The organism is Candidatus Chlorobium masyuteum (assembly GCF_011601315.1).
In the GTDB taxonomy this organism is placed as follows: domain Bacteria; phylum Bacteroidota; class Chlorobiia; order Chlorobiales; family Chlorobiaceae; genus Chlorobium; species Chlorobium masyuteum.
The window spans coordinates 62,531-73,538 of record NZ_JAAORA010000009.1; the positions used below are offsets into that span (position 1 = coordinate 62,531).

The 11,008-nt window shown below is 49.6% G+C and carries 9 protein-coding genes; all 9 read right to left on the reverse strand.

Features of this window, described 5'->3' with window-relative positions; genetic code table 11:
* Window positions 1-65: 65 nt before the first annotated feature.
* The 9 genes from G9409_RS11365 to phoU all read right to left on the reverse strand — a co-directional run bounded on the left by G9409_RS11365 (window position 66) and on the right by phoU (window position 10,922).
* Window positions 66-1,346, reverse strand: coding sequence for a hypothetical protein (locus G9409_RS11365; protein ID WP_166808869.1), 1,281 nt, complete (start codon window positions 1,344-1,346; stop codon window positions 66-68).
* A gap of 231 nt (window positions 1,347-1,577) precedes the next feature.
* On the reverse strand, window positions 1,578-2,336 hold the full coding sequence (locus tag G9409_RS11370; protein WP_166808881.1) for an SDR family NAD(P)-dependent oxidoreductase: 759 nt from the start codon (window positions 2,334-2,336) through the stop codon (window positions 1,578-1,580).
* A 20-nt stretch (window positions 2,337-2,356) separates the two neighbouring features.
* A complete protein-coding gene (locus tag G9409_RS11375) occupies window positions 2,357-3,226 on the reverse strand; it encodes a glycosyltransferase family 2 protein (protein WP_166808870.1) in 870 nt (289 codons plus the stop codon).
* An 80-nt stretch (window positions 3,227-3,306) separates the two neighbouring features.
* The gene (locus G9409_RS11380; RefSeq protein ID WP_166808871.1) at window positions 3,307-4,587 is read right to left on the reverse strand and encodes a hypothetical protein; all 1,281 of its coding nucleotides are present in this window, start codon (window positions 4,585-4,587) and stop codon (window positions 3,307-3,309) included.
* Window positions 4,588-4,989 carry a DoxX-like family protein gene (locus G9409_RS11385; protein WP_166808872.1) on the reverse strand — a complete coding sequence of 134 codons (402 nt, stop codon included), beginning with the start codon at window positions 4,987-4,989 and terminating at the stop codon, window positions 4,588-4,590. It abuts the gene before it with no gap.
* Window positions 4,986-8,102, reverse strand: coding sequence for an efflux RND transporter permease subunit (locus tag G9409_RS11390; protein WP_166808873.1), 3,117 nt, complete (start codon window positions 8,100-8,102; stop codon window positions 4,986-4,988). Before G9409_RS11390 ends, G9409_RS11385 begins: the two co-directional genes overlap by 4 nt.
* Complete coding sequence (locus G9409_RS11395) at window positions 8,099-9,202, reverse strand: efflux RND transporter periplasmic adaptor subunit (RefSeq protein WP_208019724.1); 1,104 nt, start codon at window positions 9,200-9,202, stop codon at window positions 8,099-8,101. Before G9409_RS11395 ends, G9409_RS11390 begins: the two co-directional genes overlap by 4 nt.
* Before the next feature lie 208 nt (window positions 9,203-9,410).
* Complete coding sequence (locus G9409_RS11400; protein WP_166808874.1) at window positions 9,411-10,142, reverse strand: PhoU domain-containing protein; 732 nt, start codon at window positions 10,140-10,142, stop codon at window positions 9,411-9,413.
* A 105-nt stretch (window positions 10,143-10,247) separates the two neighbouring features.
* Entirely contained in the window at window positions 10,248-10,922 is a 675-nt protein-coding gene (phoU, locus tag G9409_RS11405) for a phosphate signaling complex protein PhoU (protein WP_166808875.1), read from the reverse strand.
* Between the last annotated feature and the right edge of the window lie 86 nt (window positions 10,923-11,008).

Here is an 11,008-nt window from a genome sequence, read left to right on the forward strand (position 1 = left end):
CCGGAACACTTCTCCTGTTCCGGGCGAATGAAGGCCTGTTTGTGTGCCATGAAAAAGACGAACGGTTATGGCTTGCAGCGGGAGGGCCTGCCTGCATAATCGATATATTCTCCACCAGCCATGGATAACAGATTGAGGCTGCCAAAGGGATTTTCGCGGTTAAGCCATTGTATGCAGTCGCTCTTGATCCAGTCGCAGAACTCCCCCTGAAAGCCGCCTCCCGGAGGATAGATGTTGATGAACTCCTTCAGAAGGGCATTGACAAAGAGGCTCTCCTCTCCGCATGACTTGTAGGTATCTTTTCCAACACCGGCAGGACAGTTTTTCGGAGAGTCGGCCAGAGCGCACAACTCGCTGTTTTCAGTCAGATAGCCACTGTGACTGCCGCGAGCAACATTGGCAACCACTGCCCAGGAGCTGCTCCCCTGAGGTGCAAGCTGAGCGAACTGGGTATTGGTGTCACCCGGTGTAGCAGACCATGCCGGAGGGTTGGAGTTTTTACTGTTAAGGCACGCGCAGTCATACTGGCCGACGATCATCAGAATCGGGAGCTTTTTTGCAGCAAGAGCTTCGCGGTATGGCTGCATACCGGGAATCAACGGGGGAAGGATTTTCTGGTCAACCGGCGAAAGCTGCAAAAGCCCGACCGGATTAGCCCTCTCGTGCGGCTGCCATTTTGACATCCGCTCTGTGTATTCCGGTAAAAACTCACGATCAAAGATCACCGGATCAAATAACCTGTATGATTTTCTTCCAAGCTCCTGCAGTGTCTCAAAGCCGCAGGCTGCTGCCTGTGCATGAGCACCGCCTACTGAGTGACCGGCAAAAATCACATTATTACATCCCGGCTTCATGAACCGGTTTTTTTCTGCCGCATTTTGATCAAAAATTTCAAGCCCCCGGTTTTTCTCTTCCTGCCTGTAGAAAAAATCGGTAGCACCATACTTGATGAGATAGGAGGCTGCGGCATAGGCCTCCTGTCCGACTCTCGGATTGCCGCCTATATCAATCCAGGGAACCCCTTCAAACTGCATATGCGAGGTGGTAACAAAGGCCATGGCCCAGTTTTTCTCAACAATTGCCGAGGAGTAATTGTAATAGGCTGAAGGATTGATACCGAAAAGCGGATTGTCATCAGTGAATGCGCCGATAATTTTTTTTGGATAAAAAAGCAGGTCGTTGCCGATCAGGAAGCCGTGGTTGAACATGACAAGGCCTTCTGCATTGCGGTTTTCAGGATAAAAAACTTCGATGACCACCTCCATGAACTGGGGAATCTGCCAGTCATACTGTATCCATGCATGGATACGGTCAAAACAGTAGTTATTAATGCGAATCGGCTTCATGACAGAGGGTATTCTGGTTGAGGGAAACGATAGTTGTCTTTTGCAACAGGGACAGGGATTCAGCAGCAAAAAAAAGAGAGCAATGCGCCGCATCTCATTTACTCTCAATATACGTACCCCTTAAACATAATCACAAGAAAAAGAGGCATTTTGGAACTCTTAAACGCATAAATAAATGGCAGATATCAATAAAACATGAAAATCGGCTGTTTTTTTCCTGTTCCTGAAGTTTCAGAGTCTCGCACCTCCGGAAATCTCGATGATCTGGCCGGTAATAAATGCGGCGTCATCGGAGGCAAGAAAAAGCGCACAGCGGGCAACATCTTCCGGCGTTGCAACCCGGCCGAGCGGGTAACGCATTGCACACTCCCTCTTGAGCATCTCCCAGCGTTCCTGCCCGAGAGCCGCAACAAAGGCAGGCACCTCGACAAGGGCTGGAGCAAGCGCATTGACGGTTATGCCGTACTCTCCGAGCGACATGGCAAGCGAACGGGTAAAGGCATAGATCCCTCCCTTGGCCGCAGAGTAGGAGAACTGATTCGGACTTCCACGGTATACGATCGAACTCATATTCACGATCCGGCCGGAAGCCTGACTCTTCATCATGCGGGCGGCTTCCCGGCAGGAGATGATGCAGGACTTCAGGTTCAGGTCAAGATTGGCACTCATCTTCAGGAAATCAATTCCGGTAACATCAGCCGCAGGCTCACAGTCCCCTCCGGCAATGTTGACCACAATATCGATTTTCCCATAGCGTTCCAGAATCCTGCCGTAGAGTTCGCAAATCTCCTCCTCATGCAGCATATCGGCCCTCACCGACATCCCTGTTCCGCCGGCAAGTTCAAGAAGAGCAAGTGTTTCATCGCATCCGGCCGTGTTGATATCGGAGGCAATCACAATGGCTCCTTCTGCGGAGAAACAGAGTGCTGCCGCCCTTCCGATTCCCCCTGCTGCACCGGTTATGAGCGAAATTTTCCCTTTCAGCCGCATGGGCCCTCCCTTATGCTGCATTACGACGGAACCGTCATGGATTTCCGTTCGGAAGATGGCGCGGCAAAAAGCCTGAATCCCATAAAGCTGGTCATCGACTGTACCGCGCAGTTGATTTTGCCGATAAAGAGATCAAGATCGGTAACCTCATGGCTCTCATCAGAGGCCACCTGTACCATAAACTCCAGAAACTGCTGATAGCGAAGCTCCCCTATCTTTGACGAACAGGAGAGGTTTGAGATGCGAAATGCACACAATGGTTCATCAATAACAAGAAGATCACCATGTTTGAGCAGTTGTATCCAGAAATCAAGATCGATGGTATAGGGAACAATCGCGCTGTACCCTCTTGTTTTTTCAATCAGTTCAGCAGGATAAAGACCGCAGACAGGCTCGCCAATGATGTTGGTCCCCATGCGGACAATTTTGCGGATCACTTCAACAGGATCCTTGCGTCCTGCATCAATAAAATTGAGCTTTTTGATAAGGGTCTTGCTTTCGGGATCAATGATGGTCCTCTGGCTGCTCACAAGACTCACGCCCCTGTTAAGCGGTTCATCAAAGGCTGAAACCTGTTTTTCAAGACAGTGCGGAAAAAGAATGTCGTCACCGCAGAGCAGCTTGACATATTTGCCCTTTACCTTGCTGATTGCCTTGTTCCAGTTGCCCTCCGGACCGAGGTTTTCCTCATTGCGGAAGAGCCTGATGCGTCTGTCCATGAATGACGATGCAATCTCGTATGAGTCATCGGTAGATTGGTCATCGTAGATCAGGAGCTCAAAATCGGTAAAGGTCTGAGCCAGTACCGAATTGATTGTTTCACTGATAAAACGTCCATTATTGTACATCGGTATGGCTACCGTGACATATGGCCGGGGTATAAATACCATAGAGCAATATCCTCCAATTAAACATCCGTTACATGCCGCCGGTATCTGTGCTCCGGGAAGTGAGGCAAACCGGCTGCATGTTATGCCTGCCGGTCGAGTTCCCGGTTGAGATTAATCCTGAGATAGTAGAGTGACATTCCGAAAACAAACCCGGCTGCGCCGAGCAGGATGTTGTTTTCGAGAAAAAACGCAAGCAGTACCGCAATTGCCGAGAGCATCATCACCGTAAGCTGTTTAAATGCCCTCTGCATGGTGATCTTCGAAAGGAGTGAAGAGAGTGCAAGCTCGCTACGAAGCGTTTCCAGCGAGTTCCGGCGTACAATGGCCGGCAGGACAATGTAGAGTATACCGGTAAATGAAAAGGTAATCCATCCGAGCAGAGCAGCATGGGTATGCGAGTGATAAATCCACATTCGGTCGAGAGGAATCGGGGGTTTGGTGCCGAAATGAATCCCCTTCATGAAAAAGATATTCATGATTCCGAAAGCGCTGGTTGCAAAGAGAAGCGAAAGGCCGCTCAACAGAAAAGCGAGTGCCGGATGGTGAAAGTTCTTTTTGAAAAAATTATGGAGATAGAGGGCAAAACTTCCGAGAAGGGCCATGACGCCGAGCAGCAGAAGATGACTGATGAGCATCATTGCCAGATAGGATTCCGCAAGAATAACAATCAGAAAAAAGAGAACGCCACCAACGAAAACATAAAACCAGATACTGAACAACCGTTTGACCAGCTCTTTTTTTGACGAACGGCTCCAGGCATAGGTATAGAGAAAGCCCATCACACTGATGCTGAGCGGAAAGGAGGAACCGAGAAAATATGATGACTGGGTCACAAAAAAAGGAATCATCCCCGAATCGGGAAAGGCCTCTTTAAGGCCGAGCGTAAAGAGCCCGAGATTGGCTACAAGCAGAAAAAGCACATCAAAGATGTAGTATCGAACCGAGACCTCCTTCCATATTTTTGCCACAGAAAGCGTGGTAAAAATCTCCCTGAGAGGACCCGAAACAACAATGATGAGTAAAAGCCCGGTAAATGCCTTCAAAAGCGGCCAATCCATGAAGAGAGCAAGCGTAATCAGCCCGAGCGAGGAGAGAACAGCAAAGAGATAGCGCAGCTGCTTTTGAGGGTCAACAGCAAGTTCCGGATAGATGGCTGAGGTCAGATACCTGTTGAGCAGCAGTATGGCCGAGTTACCGAAACCGATGAAAAAAAGATAGGGATGCAGCTTCAAAAGAAAGAGATTGCCGGTCCAGGCCCCTGCTGCTCCAATAAAAGCAGCAACCGTGACAACGGTTACGGAAACCGAAAGAAAGAGCCGGGCGATGCTGCTCAACTTACCATCAAAATCATGCGGCTTCATTCAGACTCCTGAGTTTAATTTTTTCAATTCCATTACGGCAATGATCGACAGGGCAATCAAGGCCGTATTAAGCGTCAGGGGATTGAACGGCAGGGTAAACATACCGGGTTCAAACAGGGCGACAAAAAGAAGCAGTCCGCTTAAAGTTAGCACATTGAGCCAAAAGACCCAACCTCGCCGGGCAACAAGCAGTAGCACTCCGAAGGCAATTTCGGCAACACCCATCCAGGTAACAGCAATGCATGCCCATGCATAGACAGGAATAATGTGGCCGAGAAGTTCGGTTTCGCCGCTGCTGCAAAAGAGTATTTTAGGCACAGCTCCCTGATAGATCCATGAAAAGGAGAGCGCTGCCCGGCAGATCAGAAGAGCAGGAGTCTGGTTTGAAAGGAATCTCTTCACTTGACTGAGGGTTTATGCCGCAAGGCGGAAATCTTCTGAAGCAGCCGGTCAAACCAGACGTAGACAACCGGAATAACAAGCAGCGTAAGAAACATCGAACTGGCAAGTCCGCCGACAAGGGCAACGGCAAGACCTGACTTCCACTCGGAACCCGAGCTGCCCGACAGTGCAATCGGCAGCAGTCCGAAAATAAGCGTCAGGGTGGTCATGAGAATCGGCCGCAGTCGCTCTTTTGCCGATTCAATGATCGCTTCATGCATCTCCATACCCTCAAGGCGGAACTTGTTGATGAAATCAACCAGCAGAATGGCATTTTTGCCTACAAGACCGACCAGCATGATGATGCCGAGTATGGTGAATATACTGAGCGATTTACCGGTGATGGCAAGTGCAAAAAGAGCACCGATAATGGCAAGTGGAATGGAGAACATCACGACCATCGGCCAGGCGTAGGAGTCATAAAGAGCAACCATGATGAGATAGACAAAGATGATGGCAACCATAAATGAGAGCAGCATGGTGGTAAAGGACTCACCCTGCCGTTTCAGGTCTGATTCATAGGCGTGACTTACCGTCGAGGGCATGATTCCACGTTTTTTCATATTACCGAGAACCCGTTCAATATCCTGCCCTACACTGCCAACCGGTCGGCCGATAACCTGGGCCTTTACCCATACGGCATTGTTACGGTCTTTGCGCTGGAGTATGGTATAACCCCGGTCCTGCTCGAAGGTGACAAACTGGCCAAGACGAACCATCTCTCCCTGCGGAGTGCGAAAGGTGATCTCGGAAAGCGTTCCGGTATCCTGCCGGTAATATTTGTCAAGAATCACCCTGATATCGTACTCACTCTCTCCTTCACGGTATTTACCCGCCTCGTCTCCGGCATAGGCAGTGCGAAGTGCAGCTCCGACATCGGCGATGGAGAGACCGAAAGAGGCCATTTTTTCCCGGTCAACGACCACGCGCATCTCTGGACTGCCAAGTGATGAGGTCAACTTGACATCAGCAGTTCCGGGTATGGTTTTCACGCTGTCTCTCAGGGCTTCAGCCACACGCGTCACCTGCTCCCTCAAGGGGCCGCTGATAATGACAATAACCGGAGTCTCATTTGCAGTTCCGAAAATACCGATAGGATTGATGCTTGTCTTGAGTCCGGGTATATCTTTAAGACCGACCCGGATTTTCTGCATAATCTCATCGGTTGAACTCGACCGCTCCTCCTTGGAGGAAAGCCTGACATTGAGTTCCGAAATATTGTCGGCGCTCTGGTTGAAAAAGCCTTCAGTCGATGCTCCGACCGTCACCAGAAGCTTCTGCACCTCCGGCATCAGAGAGAGACGGCGTTCAACCATACGGGTCAGGCGATTGGTATCCTCAAGCCTTGTGCCCGGTTCAAGCTCCAGTTTCACTGAAAACTCTCCACGATCGGAGACCGACATGAACTCCCCGCCGATGAGGCCCAGTGCCAGAAGACTGAACGAAGCAAAAAGCAGTGCTACAGAGGAGAGCATAACTTTCAATGGATGTTTCAGACTCCATTGAAGCGTCTTCAGATAGGTTTCGCGCATACGTTGAAAATTCCGTTCAAAACCGATGGCAAACCGCTCGAGCAGATTTTTGCCGGAATATTTTTCAACTTTTGAGAATCTGGAGGCCAGAAGCGGAGTAAGGGTAAAGGAGACCAGCAGACTGACCAGTGTCGATATCACCATGACTATCGAGAACTCACGCAGGATATTGCCGACAATCCCGCTGACCAGAGAGAGCGGAAGAAAAACCACCACATCAACCAGGGTTATGGAGAGCGCTGTAAAGCCGATCTCGTTTCGTCCGGCAAGAGCAGCCTCACGAGGCTCTTCACCCCGTTCAAGATGGCGGTAGATATTTTCAAGCACCACAATCGAGTCATCAACCAGCACCCCGACCACCAACGAAAGAGAGAGCAGGGTCATAAGGTTCAGGGAGAAGTCGAACAGATACATGCCGATAAAGGTGGTGACAAGCGATGTCGGAATCGAGACCAGCACGATGAGCGAATTTCTGAGACTATGCAGAAAGAGCAGCATCACGAGTGCGACAAGCAGTACGGCAAGAAAGAGGTCATGCTGCACCGCAGTCACCGCCTCAAGCGTGAACGTTGACGCATCCTGGGCAATATCAAACGAGAGGTTCCTGGACTTGTAAAGCGTTTCAAGGCGAGAGAGTGCAACTCTGGTAAGACGGCTTACGTCAACCGTGTTGGCATCACTCTGCTTCATGATAACGATACCGACCGCACTGCGGCCGTTCACCCTTGTCAGTGAGGTGATCTCCTTGAACCCGTCCTCGACTTCCGCCACATCACGCAGGTAAACCGTTCCGGCTGTGGCCGAGGAGCGCAGGGCAAGCGCCTGAAGCTCTTCAATACTGGTAAACTTGCCGGCCAGCCTGACAACAAACTGCTTGTCACGGTCATCAATTTTTCCGGTCGGAAAATCAAGATTGGCCTTTCCGACCTCTTTGAGAATATCGGGTACCGTCAGACTGTAACTCTGTAGCTTTTCAAGATCGATATTTACCCTGATCTCCCGCTCACTTCCCCCCAGAAGGTAGACCTGGCCGACACCGTCAACACTTGAAAGCAGAGGCTTGACGTTATCCTTGAGCAGTTGATAAAACTCCGTATCCGGCAGGGATGAGGTTGCCCCGATACGCAGTACCGGCACCTCATCAAGCGCAAAGCGGGTAATGACCGGAGCCTTTGCCTCTCCGGGAAAGCGGTCGCGAACCTCATTGATCTTGCGCTGTGCATCCTGCAGCGACTTCTCGATATCCGCGGAGTTGGAGAACTCTATAGCAACAATCGAGAGACCGTCAGACGAAGTCGATGTAATAGATGAGATTTTTTCAATTGCCGAAACCGCCTCTTCAACCGGTTTCGTCAGCGATGTCTCAACCTCGCCGGGGGAGGCCCCGGGATAGCGGATTGAAACCGTAACAACCGGTGGAGTCATTTTCGGCAGCAGCTCATACTGAAGCTGACGGTAACTGAAAATACCGAGAATACCGAGCACACTGAAGAGCACGACAATGAGTGTCGGCCGTTTTATGGAAAGTTCAGTCAGTGTCATTTGCGAGGAGTGGTCTGCTTCCCGGTGACGACCGCTACATCGAATCCGTCGCGCAGCTCATCCTGACCGCTGATCACCACGCTGTCACCCTCCTCGAGTCCGCTAACAACCTCTACACTCTTCTGCAGCTCGAGACCGGCAACAATCTTCCTCAAAAAAGCTTTGCCGTTGCGTACCACAAAAACCTCAGGATTACGGATACCGGTAAGAAGAGCAGCACGGGGAACCAGAAGTGCTTCGCGCATGCCGTCGCCACGATAGAGTACCCGGGCAAACATTCCTGAACGGAAACCGGATTTTTCACTGTTCTTAAGCACCACCTCTACCCTATAGGTGTGATCACGTCCCGCTTTGTCACTTACCGAACCTACTCTGCCGCTGAAACGCTCAGCCGGATAGAGATCAGATGTTACCGTCAAAGCGACTCCCGGAGTGAACTTGATGATATCGCGTTCAGAGACAAAAACAATGATTTTCACACTCGACAGATCAACCATATGGGCAACCTTCATCCCCTCATGCACCAGCTCACCCTGTTCAACAAAACGCGAACTCACAACGCCTGAAAAAGGGGCCTTGATCCTTGAATTGCTGAATTTCCGGCTGGCCGCCACAAACTCGGCTTCAGCACCTTCACTCTGAAGCTGCACCGCTTCCAGGGCGGAAAGAGCAACCGCGCCTTCACGGTAGAGGGTAGTGTATCGCTCAACATTTTTTTTAGCCTGTCTGTAGTTCAGCTCTGCCTGCTTGTGGCGGGCAGAGGCAAGCTCATCATCAATCTGAAAAAGCCCCTCGCCGATCTTTTTTTGCGCTCCGGGTTCAGCAGAAACCTTTCTTACCAGCCCCCCCGTTTCCGAAAAAATATCCGCTTCCCTGATTGCTTCAACCGTACCGGTCATGCTCAGGCTGTCTCTGAGAGCCGCTTTGGAAATTCGGGTTACCGAAACAGGAATACGGTCAAAAAAAAGCTTTGACTCCACTTTTTTTGGCTCACGGCGCTGCATAAATACAAAAAAAGCAAGAAGCAGCAGAAGAAACAGAAAAACAGAAAGCGGCTTGTTTTTCATCAGCCTTCCGGCTGTTGATCGAACATTCTTCATTGTTCAGAATTCATCAGATGGTCATGGGCAAGATCGGCATACGTTTCGTGACGAAAGCTTTCCTGGCCCCTTAAATTCATGAAATACTATCATCTCTTTTGATTTTCAAGATAAAAAAAGCGAACCGGAGTTCGCTTTTTTTATCACAATCTATCCGAAAAATCCGCCCGGGGAACACCGGAGGGAAAAAGCTTTAACCGGCATCAGCTCAACAGAAATGGGTTGCAATTGAACAGGAGATATCAGCTGCCGCCTTGACATGCTCAATAACGGAAAGGATACCGGTAAGATTGGTTATGTTCTGGTCATTCACCGATGCCTTTATCTTCGCCACCGCACTGTCGAAAAGGGTCTGGATCTCTTTCATCATGACCAGCGTTTCACTTGCATGTTTGGCATTGCCGCTGACGAAGGCTTCCACAGACTTCTTGATCATCTCTGCGGTAATGTCACCCATCGGCTTAAGACCGTACTCATCCTTATGCAGCTCCTGAACATTGGCAAACTGCACGTACTCGGTTTTATCGGCGATATTGAGTGCAATCTGGGCCAGTTTCTCAAGTTCCCTGAGTATCATCCGGGCATCTTTGACTGACTTGAGCTCTCCTTCACTGAGACTCTGGAAAGAAGCATAGGCCAGTGTAAGATATTCAACTTCAAATTTGCCTTTGCGAATATACTCTTCATCAAACTTGAACGCTGATGAAGCCAGTTCAACGTTCTTCTTGGTTGATGCCCGAATGGAGAGCATCAGATTATTTTCGACATTCGAAGAGAGTTTGGTGAGCTTCTGCTTGAGTGATTCAAGCTGCACATAAACGGTACCCTCGGGTTTCGTGGCAAGATTGAACTTGACCGGATCAATCTTGATGGTAAAAGCGGTCGGGGTTGCTGATGTTTTCGGAGATTCACCGAAAATTTTTCCTAACAGTTTAGCCATAGGGTTCAAGCACCATGCGTTATATTTTTTAAGAAAATCCGAAGTGGCCCTAATTTAGCTGAGATACGGGATTAATTGCAAGAAAAAAACAACATCACGCTCTTTTTACTCTGTCAACTGATCATAAAATCCCTCCTGATGTCGTACAATTTCACCTGTCACCAGATAGATCACCTCACGGGCAATCATGGTGGCATGATCAGCCATACGCTCAATGTAGCGGGAGATGCTCAATGCAGCCATAAGCTCATCGACCGCTGAGTCAGGACTTTTCATCAACAGGGTAACCCTTTTGAAGACCGTACGGTGCATCACGTCAACCTCTTCATCCAGAGCACACACCTGATCAGCAAGGCGTCTCTCCTTTGAGATGAAAGCCTGAATGGATTTTTTCACCATTTCACCTGCATGAATCCCCATCTTTTCGAAATCAAATGATTCAAGCATTTTTGGACTGATTTCAGGCATCCGGTCGATGATATGAACCGCCAGATCGCCGATACGCTCAAGATCGTCATTGATTTTTATAATGGTGACAATGGTACGCAGATCTCTTGCCACAGGCTGCTGCAGGGCAAGAAAAGCCAGACACCGCTCTTCAAGACGGACCTCGGCTGCATCAATCTCGTCATCGACCAGGCGTATCTGACGGGCACGCTGTTCATCCTGGTGTTTGACAGCATGCAGGGCATTAAAAAAGTTCTCAAGCACCTTGTCGGAAAGCTGTACAAGTACAAGTGAGAGCTCTTTTATAAGTTCATGAACCGGGCGTTCTGACATAGGAGTGAAGGGTTTTCGTTAGCTGAATCTTCCCGTGATATAATCTTCGGTCATCGAATCCTTGGGATTGGTGAAGAGCTGTGCTG

Bases quoted from the DNA above. Each gene is read 5' to 3' on its own strand.
- G9409_RS11365 (WP_166808869.1), bottom strand. From the start codon at position 1,346: ATGAAGCCGATTCGCATTAATAACTACTGTTTTGACCGTATCCATGCA.
- G9409_RS11370 (WP_166808881.1), bottom strand. From the start codon at position 2,336: ATGCGGCTGAAAGGGAAAATTTCGCTCATAACCGGTGCAGCAGGGGGA.
- G9409_RS11375 (WP_166808870.1), bottom strand. From the start codon at position 3,226: ATGGTATTTATACCCCGGCCATATGTCACGGTAGCCATACCGATGTAC.
- G9409_RS11380 (WP_166808871.1), bottom strand. From the start codon at position 4,587: ATGAAGCCGCATGATTTTGATGGTAAGTTGAGCAGCATCGCCCGGCTC.
- G9409_RS11390 (WP_166808873.1), bottom strand. From the start codon at position 8,102: ATGACACTGACTGAACTTTCCATAAAACGGCCGACACTCATTGTCGTG.
- G9409_RS11395 (WP_208019724.1), bottom strand. From the start codon at position 9,202: ATGAAGAATGTTCGATCAACAGCCGGAAGGCTGATGAAAAACAAGCCG.
- G9409_RS11400 (WP_166808874.1), bottom strand. From the start codon at position 10,142: ATGGCTAAACTGTTAGGAAAAATTTTCGGTGAATCTCCGAAAACATCA.
- phoU (WP_166808875.1), bottom strand. From the start codon at position 10,922: ATGTCAGAACGCCCGGTTCATGAACTTATAAAAGAGCTCTCACTTGTA.